Below are 19,464 nucleotides of genomic sequence, written 5' to 3' on the forward strand. Positions count from 1 at the left end.
ATTTGCCATAATGGCGCCTCCAATAATAAACAGGGAGCGGTTATGGCCAAGCTCGATTGTCACTTTTTCCCGGATACCCCGGCCTCCTGGGTCTGCGACGGGTGTCATACCCACTACAGCGAACGCTGCGTCCCCATTGGTGACCGGCGTCTCTGGGGTGCCGTGGGGCCGGGGTGCCTGCGTTGCGACCACAAATTGAGGTTTCTCGGCAACGCCACCGGCGCCAAGCCCTTCTGGCAGATGCTGCCCCACTTTTTTGCCTATCCTCTGCATCCCAACAGCCTGCTGGTGATCGCTCTGGTGACCGCCGTTACGGCGCTGCTGGGTAGCGGTCTGTCGCTGGGCGGAGGCCTGATCCTGTTTCTGGTGGCGCTGTTTCTCGTTGCGGTCGTGATCAAATACAGTCTGGCGATCATTGAAAGCCGGGGGCGGGGAGAGACCCATCCGCCGACCCTGGGAGCCGTCGTCGGTGGGGATGAGCATCATCTGTTTCTGAAGATGATCGCACTGATTTTTCTGATGGGGGCAGCGGCCGGTTTTGCCGGCTATGTCAGTGAGCTGTTGGGCCTGGTGGTGGTCGTGTTCATTACCCTCGCCATGCCCGCCAGTATCATGATGCTGGCCGTTGAAAAGTCGGTATTTCGGGCGCTGAACCCGCTCAACCTGATGGTGCTGATGCTTCGCGTGGGCTGGCCCTATCTGTTGTTGTGGTTCTGCACCCAGGTGATCTCGGCCGGCCCCGGCTACATTCTCGGTTGGCTGGCGGCGGCGCTGCCCGAGTCGATGCTGTTCCCCCTTTTCGCGGTGCTGATGACCTATTTCACCTTTGCGCTCTACGCCATGCTCGGGTACGTCCTGTTTGAGTACCAGAATGAGCTTGGCTTTGATGTCGAGCCCGAGGCGGATGACCTGGTGGACCAGGGTGAGTTCGACAAGGCCCGGGCGCTGGGCGAAGCCACCGTGTTGATCCGCGATGGTCATTACAAGCAGGCCCGTACCTGCTTGCGCCGGGCACTCGACACCGTCAGGGACGATATAGAACTGCATGAGCACTACCACAAACTGTTAATGCTGCTCGATGATGACGAGGCGTTGGCGAACCACGGCGACTATCTGATCGAGTTGTATCAGCGGTTCGGCCAGCTGGGCAAAGGCGTTCCGATCGTGCTGGATGTGCAGAGCCGTGTCCCGGGGTTTCAGCTGGGTGATACCCGGCGCGCTCTGGAGCTCGCGCCCCTGTTGCAGATGCAGGGGCAGAACAAGGCGATCATCCGTCTGTTCCACAATCGGCACAAAACCCGGCCCAAGGATCCTCTGATCCCTGCCGCCTATCTGACCGTGGCCCGAATATTTTTTGAACACCGCGATCAGGATGACCAAGCGCTGGCGATCATCCGCTTCGTGCTAAAGCGTTACCCGGACTGCCGGGAACGGCGGGAACTGGAAGAGCTGCAGAGCGCCATCCATCGGCAGAAGGAGGCCGCCGCTAGCTCACCTGCTTGAGCCAGCCGGCGAGCTTCTCGGCTTTTTCGGGCTGCTGGCGCTGTTGGTATTGGGCAATCATTCGGGCAAGCAGTTGTCGGCTTCGCTCCGGGTGGGCGCGTTTTTTCAGGGCGCGCTCCAGGTGGTGCTCGGCGAGTGGCCACTCGCCGTTGCGCCAGAGCTTGTTCGCCAGAGCCAGACTCAGCGGGCCGGTCAGGGCGGGTGCCCCGGGCGCGAGTTGCTCGTATTCGTGCAATACCTCCAGGGTGTGGGGGAGCCATTCGTTGGAGTCCGATTCGGGTTGCACAAACTGCTTCAACAGATTGAACGTCTCCTGGTGAAAAGGCTTCTGCTGCGGCTGACTTTTGTACAGATCAAACAGAAGGTGCCAGGGGCGGGGATCCTCCGGATGGTCCCGGCACAGCTTTCGTGCCAGTGCCCGCCCCCGGTCAAAGTCCAGCCGCGCCATGGCCAGCTCGGCCTGTTTGAGTGATTCGGTCAGTTGATCCCGTTGATCGGTCTGATCGAGCCGGCGGGTGAAGTGTTTCAGGGATTTCTGGGCGGGCAGCATCATCGCTGCGCCGGCGAGCAGTCCGCCAATATGGGCCCAGTAGGCGGTATTGGAATCCACAAAAAAGTGCCCGTAAAGTTCCTTGACCAGCCAGAGCGGAAAAACCACCAGAGCGGGCGCCCGCAGTTCGCCAAAAAAGAAGATCACGGAATAGAAAAACCGGATGCGTCGCAATCGGTAGAGCGCGAGGTACATGCCCATCAGACCGGAGATGGCGCCCGAGGCACCGACCAGCGGCGCCATGGAGCTTGGATTAAGGCCCAGATGCAGCGCATTGGCAGCCACCCCTGCCACGAGGTACATCGACAGATAGCGCCAGGCGCCCAGAGCGGTCTCGAGAGTAAAGCCGAACAGAAACAGGAACGCCATGTTTCCCAGCAGATGGCCCCAGCCACCATGCAGAAACTGGCTGGTGAGAAAGGTCAGCGGCTTTGCCTCGGCCGGTGTCAGCCCGGCTTCGATGCTGCTGAGTTGATTGCGCTGTTGTTCGAATTCGGCCCGGTGGGCCCGCCACTGTGCCAGGTCGATTTCCGCCGGAACCGCTTCTGATTCCCACAAGTCCCGCAGGTAGTGGTCAAACTGGCGCTCGTAGATGATGGGCCAGGCCAGCCACCGGGAATCCTGCGCTTTCATTTCGCGCCATTGTGGCAACCGGTCGGGCGCCTGCTCTTTCAGATACTGTTCGTAGTAGGGACGTTCAATCTCGAGCAACTGATGTTGATGGTAGATCTCCGCCGCCTGTTCGGCCACCTCCGGGTCCTTGCCCTGATAAAAGACAAACACCAGAATGTTGAGCAGGATCAGGCCCAGCGTCACCAGAGGTGGTCGGGACCAGTCGGGCTTGTCCTGAATGGGGATGATCAGCATGGGAATCGTTCCCTGATGTTATGGCGATGTGGCTCCAGCACATGGAAGGCTAGCACAAACCCCCGGGCCGATCGATATTACTGGTCCGGTAAAAGGTGGCTCAGTAGTACTGCAGCTCGGTCGCCTTGCCCCAGAAAACCCGATAGGCGTAAAAGGTGTAGAAGGCAATGGTGGGTAATACGATCACCACGCCGTAGAGGATGAAGCGCAGCGATTCGGGCGCGCTCGATGCCTCCCAGAACGTCAGCTGTTCCGGCACCACATAGGGAAAGAAGCTGTAAGCGAGCGCTGAGAATGCCAGTACAAACTGCCCGATGGTGCAGGCGAAAGGAAGCCAGCAACCAAAATCATTGTCGAAAGGAAAGCGGGCCAGGAAACGATCGTTGATCAGAAACAGGAGAAAACACAGCAGGGGGATCACCAGCAGAATCTGGGTGGGCCCATCGCTCAGCCAGCGGTCGTATACCCGTTCGCTGATCATCGGGTTGACCAGCGACACGGCCACCAGCCCGAGCGCCATCAGCCAGGCGCAGCGGCGGGCCCAGCGGGCCGCGCGCGCCTGCAGCTCGCCCTCGGTTTTCATCACCAGCCAGGCGGCGCCAATCAGGCAGTAGCCGGCGGTCACGCAGATGGCGCTGAGCAGCGCGAACGCCTGGGCTGCCCAGCTCTGCTCAAAGCCCATCACGTACAGGCCCAACATGTAACCCTGGGACAGGGTCGCGAGCAGAGAGCCTCCCCAGAATGCCAGGTCCCACCAACTTTTATGATCGACCGGGGCCTTCGCCCTGAAGTCAAAGGCGACGCCGCGCAGAATCAACCCGGCCAGCATCAACGTCACCGGGATGTACAGCTGCAACAGAATCACATTGTGCGCCGCCGGGAAGGCGATCAGGATGATGCCCACGCCCAGTACCAGCCAGGTTTCGTTGGCATCCCAGAAAGGACCGATGGAGGCAATCATGGTGTCTCGCTGGGCCTCGGAGTTGCGCGGCAGTAAAATGCCCACGCCCAGATCGTAGCCGTCCAGAATGGCGTACACCAGAAAGGCCACACCCATCAGCGCCATGAAAATAAGAGGTAACCAGTAGGCTTCACCGCTAGGCATATCGATTGCCTCCTCCGGTTGGTGACTGTTCGATTGGGTTGAGCTGGTCCTGCAGTGTGTGTATTTCCTCGGGCCGGTCTACTGCGACGGCTTTGCGGGCGATCAAAAACAGGGTACGCATATAGGCCAGCAGCAATACGCCATACAGCGTGAGGTAAATCGCCAGGGAGGTGGCGACGTTGGTGGGCGGTGTCGAGGTGACCGCGTCGGCCGTGGTCAACAGTCCTGATACCAGATAGGGCTGTCGGCCGATCTCGGTCACATACCAGCCCGCCAGTGTGGCCACCCAGCCGGAGAAGGTCATGCCCACCAACACTTTCAGCATCCAGGCCGGCAGCGCCTTGTGGCGCCAGAGCCGCCAGGCGGCGGTCCAGGAGACCAGGAGCATCAACATGCCCAGGCCGACCATGATTCTGAACCCCCAGAACACCGGGCTGACAGGCGGGTGTTCGTTCTCGAACTCGTTGAGCCCGCGCACTTCGCCCTGCCAGTCGTGCGTCAGAATGAAGCTGGCACCGCCCGGAATTTCCAGCGCATAGCGGTTGCGCTTTTCCGTCTCATCGGGCAGTCCGAACAGTACCAGCGGTGCACCCTGCTGCGTTTCCCACAACCCCTCCATGGCCGCGACTTTGGCCGGTTGGTGCTCTAGCGTATTCAGCCCGTGCAGATCGCCCATGAAAATCTGCAGTGGAATCAATAGAGCCGCGGCAAACACCGACACCTTGAGTGTCAGGCGCGGCGCCGGTTTGTGATCGCCTTTGAGCAGACGATAGGCCGACAGTCCCGCCATCAGAAAAGCGGCGGTCAGGCCGGAAGCGAGCATCATGTGTATGAGCCGGTAGGGCATGGAGGGATTGAAAATGATGGCCCACCAACTGACCGGAAAGGCAACGCCATCGCGCATTTCAAAACCGGCGGGCGTGTGCATCCAGGAGTTGAGTGACAGTATCCAGAATGCGGACAGACTGGTGCCGATGGCGACGAGTACGGTTGCCAGGGTGTGGATGCGGTTGGACACCCGGTTCATGCCAAAGAGCATGATACCGAGGAAGGTGGCCTCCATGAAAAAGGCGGTGAGCACTTCGTAGCCCAGCAGCGGACCGGCAATGTTGCCCACGGTGGCCATGTAACCGGGCCAGTTGGTGCCGAACTGAAACGACATGGTGATGCCGCTGACCACGCCCAGGGCAAAACTCAGCGCAAACACCTTGACCCAGAAGCGGTAAGCGCGCATCCAGACTTCCGCGCCGGTGCGGTTGTGCTGGATTTTGAACACCACCAGAAACCACGCCAGCGCGATCGTGATGGTCGGGAAGAGTATGTGAAAGCTGATATTCGCGGCAAACTGAATGCGCGATAACAACAGGGTTTCCATAATGACTCCGATTTTTGTGGCGGATGCGCCTTAGGCTTATCCGCCCTACAGAAGGCACGGCGGTCTCGTAGGGCGGATAAGCGTCAAGCGCATCCGTCATTTCCATTCAAACGATCAGGAACGACTCAAAAACTTGTCCTTCATGTCCAGCACCTTGCCCAGACTTCCTCCCATCTTGAGCAGGCTCTGCAGATTGCTCCGGTTCAGGCGCTGAATCTCCGTGGTCCACTGGGTGAGCATTTCAATCAGCTCGTGCATCTCCTGCATCCGCGCCTGAGCGTATTCCTCCTCCCGGTTGGCCGGCTGCTCCAGAAGCAGGCCCCGCAGGGTGGATAAAGTCGGATCAATTTCGCGCTTGCGCCTCTGTTCAATCAGCGTTTTGGCGATCTCCCAGACATCATCGGGGGCGGAGAAGAACTCCTTGCGCTCCCCGGGAATGTGCTTCAGGCGGACCAGCTCCCAGGACTGCAGCTCTTTCAGTCCCATGCTGACATTGGAGCGGGAGAAGCCCAGTGCCCGGGAAATCTGGTCCGCGCACAGGGGCTCTTCGCTCAGCACCAGCAGGGCATACATCTGACCCACGGTGCGATTGATACCCCAGCGGCTGCCCATTTCACCAAAATGCATCACACAGGACTGGATCATCGGGGTCAGTTGGTCGGCCATCGGGAGTACTCCATTAGTTTCAGTAATTACTGAAATTACAGTAACAAGTGGTATTGGTCAAGAAAAAGCAACTGGCCTGGATCCTGCTAGGCTACAAGGAGAGACTTATCCAACCTGATGTTAAGGAGCGAGCCTAGGGTGATTGAGCGTTCAGACCACGAGCAGAATTTATGGCCGGAGACGCTGCTGAGCGCCTGGGGTGTCTCGGGGCAGCAGACGCCGGCGGACCCGGCTGAGGTGGCGCGCCGCCTGCGCCTGCCCGGGGGGGTGGCCGAGCACCTCACGGCCGTCTACAGCCCCCTGACGGAGCGGTTGGCCCGGCGGTTGCCGGGACGGTCCGGGCCCATGGTGCTGGGCATCAACGGCGCCCAGGGCACGGGGAAATCCACGGCGGCGGAGGTGTTGGCCCACCTGCTGGGTGTGCGCGGCTTCAGGGTCTGTTGCCTGTCCATCGACGATCTCTACCTGACCGCCGCCGCGCGCCAGCGCCTGGCGACCGAGGTCCATCCGCTGCTGCGGACCCGGGGCGTGCCGGGCACACACGATGTGGCGCTGGGCGTGACACTCATTGATCAACTTAAAAGCGCCACACCAGAGACCCGGACCCCGATTCCCCGGTTTGACAAGGCGAGCGATGATCGTCGCCCGCAGCCGGAGTGGGATCTGTGGGTCGGACGGCCCCACCTGATCGTGTTTGAAGGCTGGTGCGTTGGCGCCCGCCCTCAGCCCGAGGCCAGTCTGAGCGAGCCGGTGAACGATCTGGAGCGGCAGGAAGACGCCGAGGGCCACTGGCGGCGCTACGCCAACGCCTGTCTGGCGGATTATGAGGAGCTCTTCGCCCCGTTGGACCACCTGCTCATGTTGAAAGCGCCTTCCTTTGATCAGGTGTACGAGTGGCGCGCGCAACAGGAGCAGGCGCTCGAGGCGTCTCTGGCCGAAAGCGGTCGCGCCGGTACGCGAGTGATGTCTTCGAGTGAACTGCAACGTTTTATTCAACATTATGAGCGGCTGACGCGTTGGATCCTGGCCGAGATGCCCGAGCGGGCGGACCTGGTGTTTGAGCTGAACCCGGCGCACCGTGTGCAACGCATTGTCGCTCCGCGAGGAACCCCCTTATGACCCGACCCACACTGGTATTCACCGATCTGGATGGCACCCTGCTCAATCACGATGATTATTCCTGGGAGGCGGCCCGGCCTGCGCTGGAGGCGCTGCAACGACAGAGCATCCCGCTGATTCTTGTTTCCAGCAAGACCGACCGGGAAATGCTGGCGCTGCGCCAGGCCCTGGGCAACCGGGACCCGCTGGTGTGCGAGAACGGCAGCCTGATCCTGATTCCCGAAGATCGGCTTGAACCCCTGGGAGTATCGGTGGATGAGCGCTCAATCAGCGATGGCTATTATTACGACTATCGGGGCGTGGCCCGGGAGCAGATCCTCCAGGTGTTGACCGAGCTCAAATCGGACTACCGCTTTACCGGTTTCGCCTGGATGACCACCGGCGAGATCGTGCAACACACCGGGCTCTCAGAGGAAGCGGCCGCCATGGCGGGGCAACGCAAGGCCTCCGAGCCGCTTTTGTGGCGCGGGGAGCCGGAAGAGCTGGAGGCGTTCAGGGCGGAATTGGCGCGCAATAAATTACGACTGCTCGAAGGCGGGCGTTTTTATCATGTGATGGGCCAGTGCGACAAAGGCGATGCGGTACGCACCTTGCAATCCCGTTATGAGCACTATTTTCAGGCAAAACCTTTTACGATCGCCCTGGGCGACAGTCCCAATGACCTGGATATGCTCAAACAGGTGGATGCACCCGTAATCATCCCGCACAAAGATGGCGCTCACCTGCAGGATGATGCGCTGAAAAGTGCCACGGTTGCACCAAATGAGGGCGCCGAGGGGTGGAATAGCTCGGTGTTGTCGTTGATAGAGCAGGGCTAAAACACAGCACCAATTCGACCGCGTTGATTGAACAATAAAGCAGGCACTGAACCAGAGGCGAAAACAATGAGTGATTTTTTTCAGAACGGCCGGATTTCGACCCTCCACAATCTGGGGGATCGCCCCCTGGAGGATGTGGAGGCGGAGCTGAATGAGTGGCGTCACAAAAAGCCCATGTGTCTGGTGCTTCCCTGTCTGTATTCGGAGTTGCAGGGCCCGGCGCTTGAAAACATTATCGATGAGTTGTGTCAGGTGACCTACCTGGATGAAATCATCATCGGCCTGGACCGGGCCACAAAGGAAGAGTTCGAGCACGCCAAACAGTTTTTCTCCCGCCTGCCACAAAAGCACCACATCCTCTGGAACGACGGCCCCCGCCTGAAAGCCATCGACAAGGTGCTGGATGAATACGGGCTGGCCCCCAAGGAGTTGGGCAAGGGTCGCAACGTCTGGTATTGCCTGGGCTTCGCGCTGGCCTCCGGTCGCGCCAAGGCCGTGGCGCTGCACGACTGCGACATTCTCACCTACAAGCGCGACATTGTCGCCAAGCTGTTTTACCCGGTGGTGCATCCCACCTTCAATTACGTCTTCTGCAAGGGCTTTTACTATCGCGCGGCCGGGGGCAAGCTCAACGGTCGGGTCAGCCGCCTGCTGGTGTCGCCTTTGGTGCGGGCGCTGGAGAAGGTGTTCGGCAAAGAGGATTATCTGGATTTTATCGACAGCTTCCGCTACCCGCTGGCCGGTGAGTTTTCCATGATCGTGGATGTGGTGAGTTCGATCCGGATTCCCAGCGACTGGGGGCTGGAGATCGGGGTGCTATCGGAAGTGAACCGTCGCTACTCGGATGAACGGGTCTGTCAGGTGGACATCGCCGATGCCTACGATCACAAACACCAGGACCTGTCCCAGGAAAATCCCGAGGGCGGTCTGTCGAAAATGAGCACGGATATTTCCAAGTCCCTGTTTCGCAAGCTCGCCATCAAGGGCCAGGTGTTTACGCCCGAAGTGTTCCGCACCATCAAGGCCAGCTACTATCGCCTGGCGCTGGATCTGATCGATCGTTACCACAACGATGCCGTGATTAACGGCATGACGCTCGATCGCAATCAGGAGGAAAACACCGTGGAGTTGTTCACCAAGTGCATCATGCGCGCGGGCGAACAGTTTCTGAATGATCCCACCGAACGGCCGTTCATGGCCAACTGGTCCCGGGTGCTGAGTGCCGTTCCCGATGTGTACGAGCGGCTGCTGGATGCGGTCGAGCAGGACGAAAAAGAAGCTCAGTAGCCCGTTCGTTCCTGAATCGGGGGGCTCCGTTGGAGCCCCGTGATCGCCCGGCGACTTTTTTGGTCAGACAATCAAAATCGGCTAGGACTGAGGATAGTTGGTCAACCACACGCACTGATAGGGCGTCAGCGTCAGAGTGCCGTGCAGATCGTCAATCGACTCGCCGCTGATCAGATCGCGCCAGCTGTCGGTACTGATCAGATTGATGTTGGACAGGCTGATGCTCTGCGGCGTATCGCTCAGGTTGTTCAGACAGAAAATACTCTGGGTACGCTGCATGCTCTGGCGCCAGAAGCCGAACACCTCCGGCTGCACATGCAGCGTGAACTGGGTGGCATTGGGGTGAAAGGCTGGCTGCTCACAGCGGATCTGGATCAGGCGCTTCAACTCGTGGAAAATCCGATGCTGTGGCGTGTTCGGGTCCTGCAGCAACTCTTCCAGTTCACTCAACAGCCAGTTCGTCCGATTGATGGAGCGGTTGTGCTGGGTTGCTTCCAGCTTATCCAGATCATTGGGCGTGGCGAACAGCGCATGAATGTAAAAGGCGGCAATCCCCTCCAGTGACATCATGATGATCTGCGAACACAGCAGCCGCGCTTCCTGCCAACGGTCGGTGCCTTTGTAGGTGCCCTTGAAGGCATCAAACAGGCTGATGTTGGCTTCGTAGGGTTTGCTGTTGCCCTCATTGTCCGTGCGGCTGGAAATGCGCCCGCCGAACCATTGCAGTGCCGCCAGAAAAGTCTCCAGCTCCACATCCGATAGCAGCCCTTCCGCCGGGCGCAGGCCGATCCCGTCGTGGGAGGCGGTAAAGTTCAGATAGGCGCAGCCGACCGGGGAGGGCGGCATGCTCATCAGCCAGTTTTTCAGGTAGTGTCCCTGGCCGGAGAGCAGAGCGTGAATCACCAGTGGCGGAAAACTGAAATTGTAAATTAGGTGCGCTTCGTTGCTGTTGCCAAAGTAGGTCAGGTTTTCCCGGTTGGGCACGTTGGTTTCGCTGATCAGTATGGCCCGCGCGTTTTTGTATTCCATCAGCAAGCGGACCAGCTTCACCACTTCGTGGGTCTGGGGCAGGTGAATGCAGGCGGTGCCGATTTCTTTCCACAGAAAGGCCACGGCGTCGAGACGCAACCACTGAATGCCTTCGTCCAGATACAGTCCGATGATCCGCAGGTACTCCAGCAACACTTTGGGGTTGCGAAAATCCACGTCCACCTGATCGTGACTGAACGTACACCAGACATGTTTGACGCCCTCGGTGGTTTCAATGGTGCGCAGCAGGGGGCTGGTGCGCGGGCGCACCACCATGGACAGGTCGTAGTGCGGGCTCGCCTCCACAAAATAATCGCGTCCGGGGTCTTTGCCATACTGGTAATTGCGGAACCAGCCACTCTGGCTGGAAACGTGATTGATCACCAGGTCGCCCATGAATTTGAACTCGCCGGCCAGCGCCTCGATGTCCTCCCAGTCGCCCAGCTCGGCGTCCACTTTGGTGTAGTCGATCACCGCAAAACCCCCGTCCGAGCTATGCGGAAAAAATGGCAGTACATGCACCGCGCTGAAGGTATCCTGCAGGTGGCGGTGGAGAAACTGCTTGAGGGTGTGCAGGGGTTTCTGGTGCGGCGTGCGAATGGAGTTGCCATAGGTGATCAGCAGGCAATCCTTCTCCGACCAGAGCTGTTCGGGGGGCACCACATCCGTGTTGAGGCGTGTCCCGATCGCCTCCAGACAATCTTCCACGAGTGCATCGATGTCGTTGTTCGGGTAGAGATAGCCGAGCAGGCCGGAGAGTTTGCTCTTGAGTTCGGGCAGCGAGAGAAAATCGGTGGTCATGGGGGACAGCTCCTGAAAATCGTTACCCTAAATGGCAGCAAGATCCATACCGCCTTCGGGACGCTTGACCGTCTTCCGGCCCGGGAGTGCCCCCTTGCTGCGGGGCGCCTGGTTACAACAGAAAGCTCAGCACCAGTACCACCGTCAGCCCCACCAGCCCCAGAATGGTTTCCAGTACCGTCCAGGAAGCCAGGGTCTGCTTCTCGGTCAGCCCCATATACTGCTTGACCAGCCAGAACCCCGAATCATTGACATGCGAGAGCACCGTGGCGCCGCAGGCAATGGCAATGACCACGCAGGCCACCACCGGATCGGAGTAGCCGCCCGCGTCGACCAACGGGGCTACCAGGCCCGCCGAGGTCACCATCGAGACTGTCGCCGACCCCTGGGACACCCGGACCACGGTGGCGATGAGAAAGGCAAACAGGACCACCGGCAGGTTGGAGCTACTCATGGCCTCCACCAGGGCATCGCCCACGCCGGCGGTGATCAGCACCTTGCCAAACACGCCGCCGGCGCCCGTGAGCAGGATGATCATGCCCACCGGCTCCATGGAGCGGGTCGCCACCCGCTGAATTTCATCGCGGCTGAAACCCAGACGCGTGCCCAGGCAGTAAAAGGCGAGCAGCGTGGCGGTCAGCAGGGCGGTGAAAGGGTGCCCGACAAAGGCCATGATGGCGACCAGTTGATGTCCTTCCGCTAGCGAGGCCTTGGTGGCGGTGTTGAGCAGAATCATGACCAGCGGCACCAGAATGATGCTCAGTACCAGGGCAAATCCCGGCTGGGGGCGCTCGGACTGATCCTGCGAGTCGAGTTGAGCCTGGGCGAAGTCGGGCAATTGAGTATGAATGCGCTCACCGATAAAGCGCCCGAAAATGATACCGCCGACAATGGCGGCGGGAATACCCGCGATCAGACCGACCAGAATCACCCAGCCCAGATCGGCGCCCAGCAGCGAAGCGACCGCGACCGGCCCGGGAGTCGGAGGGATGAACGAGTGGGCCACGGCAATACCGGCGACCAGTGGCATCCCGTAAAACAGCAGGGACTTGCCTGTGCGCCGTGCCAGACTGTAAACCAGCGGGATGAACAGGATCAGCGCCACCTCGAAAAACACCGGAATGGCGACAATCAGCCCCAGAGCCATCAGTGCCCAGGGCGCGCGTTCGGTGCCGGCCTTACGGGTCAGAGTGTTGGCAATCTGCTGGGCGCCGCCGGAGATCTGCAGGATCTCGCCGATCATGGTGCCCAGACCAATCACAATGGCAATGTAGCCGAGGGTGCCGCCCATGCCCTCCTGGATGACGCCGGCCACTTCCGGCAGCGGCACGCTGCCGGCGATGGCCACGCCCATACTGATCAGCAACAGGGCGACGAAGGCCTGCATGCGCAGGACAATGATCAGAAACAGCAACAGGGCGATGCTGGCGACCGTAATCGAAAGTAGATAGCTTGCCGACATGGTTTTTATTATCTCCTTGTGTCTTGATTGACCGAATTTTTATGTTTTGGACTGGCCCTTAACGTTGATGGGCCGAGTCAGAGGGGGATTGTTCCTCCAGATAGTGGACCAGTTCAATGGCCCGCTCGAGCACGCCCGGAATCGGTGGGGTGATGCTCAGGGGTTCGATATCGGGTTCGCGCGCCATGTCGGGCCGCTCGAGGCTCTCGAACTGGCTGTCCAGCAGAGAGGGCGGCATGAAGTGCCCCTCGCGCGCGCTCATCCGCTCGGAGATGGTGGGGGCATCGCCGTCGAGAAACAGAAAGTGGGTCTCCAGCCCGCACTCGCGTAGAGGGTCGCGGTGCGCTTTTTTCAACCCGGAAAACGCCAGAACGACGCTTTCGTCCCGGTGAGCCAGCTCGTGCAGATGGGTGCAGATGCGCTCGATCCAGGGCTTGCGCATGGCATCGGTGAGCGGAGCCCCGCCGGCCATGTGGGCCTTGGCCGACTCACTGTGAAAGTCGTCGGCGTCCAGGTAGTGGTAGCCAAAATGCCGCGCCAAAGCGGACGCCAGGGTCGACTTGCCGGCGCCGGAGACGCCCATGATGATATAAAGCTTGGCCAAACGAGTCCGCTCCTGTTTTTACAAGCGCTTTACCAACGCTGCAAACCGCTACAAAGGAGTCGATAGTATATCAGAGCCAAAGCGAGTTCTTCTGTGATGTGAGCCAAACCCGGGTCAGGCGCTCTTGCGCAGCCGGGTGGGCGACTCGGTCAGCGCCAGGTATTTGAGCCAGGCCTGTTCCACCGGATTTTTGGGGGCGGCCTGACGGGCAATCACCTTCAGCAGATGCCGGTCGTCATCGGTGGGGTTGGTCACCTCGGAGCGGCACAGGGCCGTGATCAGGGCGCCATGCTTGCGAATGAGGCGGGCCTGACTGGTCGACAGTCGGCCGGTGTGCTCAAATCCGCCGGGAAAATGCACCAGGTCTTTGAACGGCTGTTTCAGATAGTGCTCGCGCGGCAACATGCGTGGCCTCCTTCATCGTGTGATGTCAGCGGCAACGGTATACGATGAATCTGGCAGAAATGTGTCAACCGTGCGAAATTTTTACGACAGGGCGATCGTCAGGCACAAAAAAACCGGCTCGGGGCCGGTTTTCGGGGCGCGCAGAGCGCGCCGGGCAACAACGAGGCTGGCTTAGGAAGCCATCGCCTTGATGTGGCCGTTCAGGCGGCTCTTATGACGAGCGGCCTTGTTTTTGTGCAGCAGGCCTTTGTCAGCCATACGGTCGAGGACCGGTACAGCGGCAACGTAGGCGGTCTTGGCCGCTTCCTGGTCGCCGGAATCAATGGCTTTGATCACGTTTTTCAAGTAGGTGCGCGCCATGGAGCGCAGGCCGGCGTTGTGCTTGCGGGCCTTTTCGTTCTGGCGAGCGCGCTTTTTGGATTGTGGGGTATTGGCCACCGTGGAGCTCCTGTTTCGTATTCAATCTACAATTCGGGGGTCCGGACAGGGTCAAGGGACCAGAGCCGGAATCAAGGACGCGACATTATGCCCATTTTCCGTTGAATGTCAACTGCCTCGCCCATTTAGTGGAGCAGGGGGCGGTCAAGGAGTGTGAAGGCGCCGGGGGCATTCTTGCGCAGGCTGACGGGCTTGGTTATGCTGGCGATCCTTTGACATGACAAGGTGCCGTGTCAGATCGCCGGGTAAAGCGAGCGCTATAAGGAGCTGCCACAGACGATGTTAATTGCTGTTCTTTCGGGGTTTGTCCTGGCGGTCCTGGTTCCCTGGCTCAAGAGCTGGAGCGGGGACCGGATCGGGTGGCTTCTGGCCGCACTGCCTCTGGCGTTGACGCTGTATTTCGCCAGCCATATCCCCGCCGTCAGCGGTGGTGAAGTGATCCTGCAATCCTGGGACTGGTTACCGGGGCTGGGGATCAATCTCAGTTTCATGCTCGACGGCCTGTCGCTGATGTTCGCCCTGCTGATCAGCTTTATCGGCACCTTCATTCTCATTTACGCGGGCAGTTACCTTCAGGGGCATCCCTTCCTCGGCCGCTTCTACATCATCATGCTGTGCTTCATGGCATCGATGCTGGGCCTGGTACTGTCCGACAACCTGATCAGCCTGTTTGTCTTCTGGGAGTTGACCAGCATCACCTCCTATCTGCTGATCGGCTTTAACCACGAAGACGCCGAGGCGCGCAAATGTGCCCTCCAGGGCCTGTTCGTGACCGTGGCCGGTGGCCTGGCGCTGATGGCGGGGCTGATCATTCTCGGCCACGTCTCGGGTGGCTATCAGCTGTCCGAAATCCTCTCGGGCGATAACCCGGTGATGGAATCCAGCCTGGCCACCGGCATGGTTCTCTGTATTCTGGCCGGTGCCTTCACCAAATCCGCCCAGTTTCCGTTTCACTTCTGGTTGCCCAATGCCATGGCGGCGCCCACCCCCGTGTCGGCCTACCTGCACTCCGCCACCATGGTCAAAGCCGGCATCTATCTGATGGCGCGGCTCAACCCGGTATTGTCCGAACACTGGCTCTGGACGCCGCTGCTGTGCTCAGCCGGCGCGGTCACCATGCTGTTGGGCTCCTACCTGGCGTACAGCTCCACCGGCGTGAAGAAGGTGCTGGCCTATTCGACCATCATGGCGCTGGGAACGCTGACCATGCTGATTGGCATTGGCACCGACTACGCCATGGTGGCCTTCGCCAGCTTCCTGCTCGCGCACTCGCTCTACAAGGGCGCCCTGTTCATGATTGCCGGCGCACTGGACCATGAGACCGGCACCAAGGATCTCAGCCTGATGGGTGGGCTGCGCCGCGCCATGCCCTATACCGCCGCCGCGGCCCTGATTGCCGGCCTGTCACTGGCCGGGCTGCCGCCGCTGTTTGGCTTCGTGGCCAAGGAGCTGATGTTTGAAGCGCTCTTGTCCGCCCCCTGGCAGAGCACGGTGCTGTTGGGCTTCGCCCTGGCCTCGGCCGCTCTGGTGATTGCCGTGGCTGCTTCGGTGGCCATCAGGCCCTTCTGGGGCGCGACCCGCAGCACGCCCAAATCGCCTCATGAAGCGCCTCCGGGCATGGTCCTGGGGCCGATGGTGCTGGCGCTGGTTTCGCTGGTCTTTGGCGTGCTGCCATTTCTCCCCGAGGTCGGGGTGATCTCGGCAGTCGTCACATCGGTCAAAGGCGAGCCAGTGGACTTCCATCTGGCCCTCTGGCACGGCATCAATCGGCCGCTGCTGCTCTCGCTCGCCAGTCTGGTGGTCGGTGCCATTCTCTACAGTCTCTGGACCCGCAGCCGCGATGTCCTGTCCGATATCAACACCGGGGTCGCCCGGTTCGGGCCCGAGGTGGGCTACTTCCGGTTGCTGTACGGGCTGGTCGCTGTGGCCGGCTGGCAGACCCGTTTCCTGCAGAACGGCGTCATGGGCAATTACATGATTGTGCTGGTGATGACCACCGCCATCGCCGCCGGTTACACGCTCCTCAGTCAGTATGGCTTCCATCCCTACATGGATCTGACCGGCGTCAACTTCTTCGAGGCGGCCATCGCCCTGCTGATGGTGGCCACGGTGGTCTACGTCACGCTCACCCGTTCACGCCTGGGCGCGGTGGCGACCCTCGGCGTGCTGGGCTTCTCCGTCGCGTTGACGTTCATTCTGTTCAGCGCGCCGGATCTGGGCATCACGCAGGTACTGGTGGAGACCCTGACCGTGATTCTGCTGGTGCTGGTGCTTTTCCGGCTGCCCGGTTTCTCCCAGTATTCCACGCGCTTTGAAATCTGGCGCGATGGCACGGTGGCCGCGATCTTCGGGGTGTTCATCACCCTGGCCATGCTGGCGGCGCTCGATGTCCGCTACTTTGAGTCCATTTCCGATTTCTTCATTGAGGCCTCCTACCCACAGGCGCACGGGCACAACATCGTCAATGTGATTCTGGTGGATTTCCGGGCGCTCGATACGCTCGGGGAGATCTTTGTTCTGGCGATTGCGGCGCTGGGTGTGTACTCCATGCTGACCCTGCGCGCGGAGGCGAACACCAATGAGCAGTAATCAGAAGATCATCAAGTCCAACACGATAATTCTGCACACGGCCTCATTGTTTCTATTGCCGTTGCAGTTGCTGTTTTCCATTTTCCTGTTGCTGCGCGGTCACGATGAGCCCGGCGGTGGCTTTATTGCCGGGCTGGTGGCCGCCGGCGCCTTTGTCCTGTACCTGTTTGCCCACGGCGTCACCTCCACGCGCAAGATCATGCGCGCCGACCCGCGCGATCTGTTGGGGTTGGGGTTGATGCTGGGGGCTCTGGCCACCCTCCCGGCGCTGCTGTTCGGCGAGCCGTTTTTTACCGCCCAGTGGCTGAGTTTTTATGTGTTTGAGGCGCAGATCAAGCTGTCCACCGTATTGCTGTTCGATACCGGCGTGTATCTGGCCGTGTTGGGCACCATTCTGACCATCGTCGTCTCCCTGACCGAGGCCGAATCCCGATGATGTCGAAGAGAGTCCCGGTGATGTTGAAGAGAGGCCCGATGTTGCCGGAGAGAGACCCGATGATCCCGATGATGAAGGAGGCCCCGTGGAAACATTAATGGCCTATGTCGTGGGCGTACTGTTTGCCAGCGCGATTTATATGATGCTGCGGCGCTCGATCGTCAAGCTGGTGATCGGGCTGATGATTCTGAGCAACGCCGCCAACCTGTTGATTTTTACCCTCGGGGGCATGACGCGCGGCTCGCCGCCGCTGATTCCCGAAGGCGCCAAAGTGCCCGAGGGCGTGGTCGCCGACCCCTTGCCCCAGGCTCTGGTGTTGACCGCCATTGTCATCGCCTTCGGGGTGCTGGCCTTTGCCGTCGTGCTCATTCACCGTGCTCACGAAGTGGTGGGCAATGATGACCTGGATCAGATGAAGGATACGGACACTTGAGTTACGTCGTTGTCATTCCCATTCTCATTCCGTTATTTGCGGGCGCACTATCGTTGATGTGCTGGCGCTCGGTCGCGCTGCAGCGCTGGATTGCGGTGCTGGCGACCGGCGCGTTTCTGGCCGTGAGCTTCTGGTTACTGCAGGTCACGCAGAGTGAAGGCTTCGTGGTCATGCAGATGGGCAACTGGCCCGCGCCCTTTGGTATCACCATCGTCGCGGATCTGCTCAGTGCCATCATGATCGTGCTGACGGGCATCATCGGTTTTGCCATCGCGATCTACTCGCTGGCCGCCACGCCCGAGCGCCATGAAAAGTTCGGCTATTACCCGCTCATGCATCTGCTGCTGGCGGGGGTGTCCGGCTCCTTTCTGACCGGCGACATTTTCAACCTCTACGTCTGGTTTGAGGTGATGCTGCTTTCCTCTTTCGCGCTGCTGACGCTCGGAGGCGAGCGCGCCCAGATGGAAGGGGCGATCAAGTACGTGACCCTGAACCTGTTTTCCTCGGCGGTGCTCCTGTCGGCCATCGGTCTGCTTTACGGTACCGTGGGTACCCTCAACATGGCCGATATCAGTCAGAAGCTGAGCCAGGTTGAGCACACGGGGATGGTCAACGTACTGGCGATGATGTTCATGGTCGCTTTCGGCATCAAGGCCGGCGCCTTTCCGTTGTTCTTCTGGTTGCCCGCCTCCTATCACACCCCATTGGTGGCGGTATCCGCGCTCTTTGCCGGGCTGCTGACCAAAGTCGGGGTCTATGCGCTCTATCGGGTGTTTACCCTGATTTTTATCGGCGATGTGGGTTACACCCACCAGTGGCTGCTCTGGGCGGCGGGTCTGACCATGGTTACCGGTGTACTCGGGGCGGCGGCCCAGTTCGAATTCCGGCGTATTCTCTCCTTCCACATCATCAGCCAGATCGGCTATATGATACTGGGGGTGGCCCTGTTTACGCCGCTCGCCATCGTGGGCGGGGTCTTCTATATCATGCACCACATCATTGTGAAGACGAATCTGTTTCTGGTGAGCGGTCTGGTGTATCGCTACCTGGGCAGTTACGACCTGAAAAAACTGGGCGCGGTCTATCGCCACCGGCCGATGGTGGGGCTGTTGTTCCTGATCCCGGCCCTGTCGCTCGCTGGCGTGCCGCCGCTGTCGGGCTTCTTCGCCAAATTCATCATCATCCGCGCCGGTGTTGAGGCCAACGCCTGGGTCATTACCGGGGTCGGTCTGGTGGTGGGGCTGCTGACGCTCTACTCCATGATCAAGATCTGGGCCGAAGTGTTCTGGAAGGCTCTGCCCGAAGAGGTGGATGACTCGCACCTGCGCGGCACCGAGCCCACTCCCCGGGCCTGGATCATGTTGCTGCCCATCGTAGGGCTGGCAGGCTGTACGCTGTACATCGGCCTGAACGGCCAGCCCATCTACGAGCTGGCCGCTGCCACTGCCGAGCAATTGCTCAATCCCGAGTTGTACATTGAAGCCGTTCTGGGGGAGCAGCCATGATCGCGTTTTTCTGGAACATTCTGCTCGCGCTGGCCTGGACGGCACTGTCGGGCAGCTTCACCGGTCTGAACTTTACCTTCGGCTTTGTGCTCGGATATGTGGCCCTGTCGCTGATGCAGCGGGAGCTGCCGCTGCTGCAGGGCTACGCCCAGCGGGTGCCGCGATTCTTTCTGTTTCTGGTGTTCTTCGCCAAAGAACTGATCAAGGCCAACGTCAAAGTGGCGTTCGACGTGCTGACCCCGCCCTGGCACATGCAGCCCGGTGTGGTGGCCCTGCCAATCACGGCCAAGACCGACCTGGAAATCACCATGCTGGCCAATTTCATTTCATTGACTCCGGGCACCCTGAGCCTGGACGTGTCCAATGACCGGCGGGTTCTGTATATCCATGCGATGTTTCTCAATGACGAGGAAGCACTGCTGGAAGAGCTGAAAGAAATCGAGCGTCGTATTCTGGAAATCATGCGTTAGGC

At 60.0% G+C, this 19,464-nt stretch carries 18 protein-coding genes; 9 read left to right on the forward strand and 9 right to left on the reverse strand.

All coding sequences use genetic code 11. The features are described from left to right. The first annotated feature begins 42 nt into the window (after positions 1–42). Positions 43–1,503: a hypothetical protein gene (locus AAE484_RS00225; protein WP_341936295.1), complete on the forward strand. Its 1,461-nt coding sequence runs from the start codon at positions 43–45 to the stop codon at positions 1,501–1,503. Here AAE484_RS00225 and AAE484_RS00230 read toward each other — a convergent pair. From AAE484_RS00230 to AAE484_RS00245, 4 genes are all read right to left on the reverse strand, one after another. Next, positions 1,487–2,920, reverse strand: a complete 1,434-nt coding sequence (locus AAE484_RS00230; protein ID WP_341936297.1) for a rhomboid family intramembrane serine protease — start codon at positions 2,918–2,920, stop codon at positions 1,487–1,489. The two genes, AAE484_RS00225 and AAE484_RS00230, sit on opposite strands and share 17 nt — an antisense overlap. Before the next feature lie 100 nt (positions 2,921–3,020). Next, positions 3,021–4,025 carry a cytochrome d ubiquinol oxidase subunit II gene (locus AAE484_RS00235; RefSeq protein ID WP_341936299.1) on the reverse strand — a complete coding sequence of 335 codons (1,005 nt, stop codon included), beginning with the start codon at positions 4,023–4,025 and terminating at the stop codon, positions 3,021–3,023. Further along, the gene (locus AAE484_RS00240) at positions 4,018–5,403 is read right to left on the reverse strand and encodes a cytochrome ubiquinol oxidase subunit I (protein WP_341936639.1); all 1,386 of its coding nucleotides are present in this window, start codon (positions 5,401–5,403) and stop codon (positions 4,018–4,020) included. The genes AAE484_RS00235 and AAE484_RS00240 overlap by 8 nt, the downstream gene beginning before the upstream one ends. Before the next feature lie 111 nt (positions 5,404–5,514). Continuing rightward, positions 5,515–6,066, reverse strand: coding sequence for a GbsR/MarR family transcriptional regulator (locus AAE484_RS00245; RefSeq protein ID WP_341936300.1), 552 nt, complete (start codon positions 6,064–6,066; stop codon positions 5,515–5,517). A 138-nt stretch (positions 6,067–6,204) separates the two neighbouring features. Here AAE484_RS00245 and AAE484_RS00250 point away from each other — a divergent pair, with 138 nt between their 5' ends. From AAE484_RS00250 to AAE484_RS00260, 3 genes are all read left to right on the forward strand, one after another. After that, entirely contained in the window at positions 6,205–7,185 is a 981-nt protein-coding gene (locus AAE484_RS00250) for a phosphoribulokinase (protein WP_341936301.1), read from the forward strand. Beyond that, a complete protein-coding gene (locus tag AAE484_RS00255) occupies positions 7,182–8,003 on the forward strand; it encodes an HAD-IIB family hydrolase (RefSeq protein ID WP_341936302.1) in 822 nt (273 codons plus the stop codon). Before AAE484_RS00250 ends, AAE484_RS00255 begins: the two co-directional genes overlap by 4 nt. Before the next feature lie 66 nt (positions 8,004–8,069). Then, entirely contained in the window at positions 8,070–9,290 is a 1,221-nt protein-coding gene (locus tag AAE484_RS00260) for a glycosyl transferase (protein ID WP_341936303.1), read from the forward strand. Positions 9,291–9,371: 81 nt separating this feature from the next. Here the strand turns inward: AAE484_RS00260 and AAE484_RS00265 are convergent, their stop codons facing one another. The 5 genes from AAE484_RS00265 to rpsT all read right to left on the reverse strand — a co-directional run bounded on the left by AAE484_RS00265 (position 9,372) and on the right by rpsT (position 14,029). Next, entirely contained in the window at positions 9,372–11,120 is a 1,749-nt protein-coding gene (locus tag AAE484_RS00265) for an alpha-amylase family glycosyl hydrolase (RefSeq protein WP_341936304.1), read from the reverse strand. Between the two features lie 112 nt (positions 11,121–11,232). Then, positions 11,233–12,582, reverse strand: a complete 1,350-nt coding sequence (locus tag AAE484_RS00270) for a GntP family permease (protein ID WP_341936305.1) — start codon at positions 12,580–12,582, stop codon at positions 11,233–11,235. A gap of 58 nt (positions 12,583–12,640) precedes the next feature. Then, complete coding sequence (locus AAE484_RS00275; RefSeq protein ID WP_341936306.1) at positions 12,641–13,186, reverse strand: gluconokinase; 546 nt, start codon at positions 13,184–13,186, stop codon at positions 12,641–12,643. A 114-nt stretch (positions 13,187–13,300) separates the two neighbouring features. Continuing rightward, positions 13,301–13,591, reverse strand: a complete 291-nt coding sequence (gene maoP / locus AAE484_RS00280) for a DUF413 domain-containing protein (protein ID WP_341936307.1) — start codon at positions 13,589–13,591, stop codon at positions 13,301–13,303. Positions 13,592–13,762: 171 nt separating this feature from the next. Further along, positions 13,763–14,029, reverse strand: coding sequence for a 30S ribosomal protein S20 (gene rpsT / locus AAE484_RS00285; RefSeq protein WP_341936308.1), 267 nt, complete (start codon positions 14,027–14,029; stop codon positions 13,763–13,765). Between the two features lie 279 nt (positions 14,030–14,308). On the opposite strand from rpsT, the gene AAE484_RS00290 reads away from it, so the two are divergent. The 5 genes from AAE484_RS00290 to AAE484_RS00310 all read left to right on the forward strand — a co-directional run bounded on the left by AAE484_RS00290 (position 14,309) and on the right by AAE484_RS00310 (position 19,462). Beyond that, positions 14,309–16,618 (forward strand): putative monovalent cation/H+ antiporter subunit A, encoded by a 2,310-nt coding sequence (locus AAE484_RS00290; RefSeq protein ID WP_341936309.1) that lies wholly within the window; start codon positions 14,309–14,311, stop codon positions 16,616–16,618. Next, on the forward strand, positions 16,608–17,054 hold the full coding sequence (locus tag AAE484_RS00295; protein ID WP_341936310.1) for a Na+/H+ antiporter subunit B: 447 nt from the start codon (positions 16,608–16,610) through the stop codon (positions 17,052–17,054). The genes AAE484_RS00290 and AAE484_RS00295 overlap by 11 nt, the downstream gene beginning before the upstream one ends. Positions 17,055–17,139: 85 nt before the next feature. Continuing rightward, entirely contained in the window at positions 17,140–17,487 is a 348-nt protein-coding gene (locus AAE484_RS00300) for a Na+/H+ antiporter subunit C (RefSeq protein ID WP_341936311.1), read from the forward strand. Further along, positions 17,484–18,992, forward strand: a complete 1,509-nt coding sequence (locus AAE484_RS00305; protein WP_341936312.1) for a Na+/H+ antiporter subunit D — start codon at positions 17,484–17,486, stop codon at positions 18,990–18,992. The genes AAE484_RS00300 and AAE484_RS00305 overlap by 4 nt, the downstream gene beginning before the upstream one ends. Further along, positions 18,989–19,462 carry a Na+/H+ antiporter subunit E gene (locus AAE484_RS00310; RefSeq protein ID WP_341936313.1) on the forward strand — a complete coding sequence of 158 codons (474 nt, stop codon included), beginning with the start codon at positions 18,989–18,991 and terminating at the stop codon, positions 19,460–19,462. Before AAE484_RS00305 ends, AAE484_RS00310 begins: the two co-directional genes overlap by 4 nt. Positions 19,463–19,464: the final 2 nt, after the last annotated feature.

The organism is Marinimicrobium sp. C2-29 (assembly GCF_038419845.1).
GTDB lineage: Bacteria > Pseudomonadota > Gammaproteobacteria > Pseudomonadales > Cellvibrionaceae > Marinimicrobium.

Coding starts and splice junctions, on each gene's coding strand:
- AAE484_RS00225 (WP_341936295.1), top strand. CDS start 43: ATGGCCAAGCTCGATTGTCACTTTTTCCCGGATACCCCGGCCTCCTGG.
- AAE484_RS00255 (WP_341936302.1), top strand. CDS start 7,182: ATGACCCGACCCACACTGGTATTCACCGATCTGGATGGCACCCTGCTC.
- AAE484_RS00270 (WP_341936305.1), bottom strand. CDS start 12,582: ATGTCGGCAAGCTATCTACTTTCGATTACGGTCGCCAGCATCGCCCTG.
- AAE484_RS00235 (WP_341936299.1), bottom strand. CDS start 4,025: ATGCCTAGCGGTGAAGCCTACTGGTTACCTCTTATTTTCATGGCGCTG.
- AAE484_RS00310 (WP_341936313.1), top strand. CDS start 18,989: ATGATCGCGTTTTTCTGGAACATTCTGCTCGCGCTGGCCTGGACGGCA.
- AAE484_RS00260 (WP_341936303.1), top strand. CDS start 8,070: ATGAGTGATTTTTTTCAGAACGGCCGGATTTCGACCCTCCACAATCTG.
- AAE484_RS00245 (WP_341936300.1), bottom strand. CDS start 6,066: ATGGCCGACCAACTGACCCCGATGATCCAGTCCTGTGTGATGCATTTT.
- maoP (WP_341936307.1), bottom strand. CDS start 13,591: ATGTTGCCGCGCGAGCACTATCTGAAACAGCCGTTCAAAGACCTGGTG.
- AAE484_RS00265 (WP_341936304.1), bottom strand. CDS start 11,120: ATGACCACCGATTTTCTCTCGCTGCCCGAACTCAAGAGCAAACTCTCC.
- AAE484_RS00295 (WP_341936310.1), top strand. CDS start 16,608: ATGAGCAGTAATCAGAAGATCATCAAGTCCAACACGATAATTCTGCAC.
- AAE484_RS00230 (WP_341936297.1), bottom strand. CDS start 2,920: ATGCTGATCATCCCCATTCAGGACAAGCCCGACTGGTCCCGACCACCT.
- AAE484_RS00290 (WP_341936309.1), top strand. CDS start 14,309: ATGTTAATTGCTGTTCTTTCGGGGTTTGTCCTGGCGGTCCTGGTTCCC.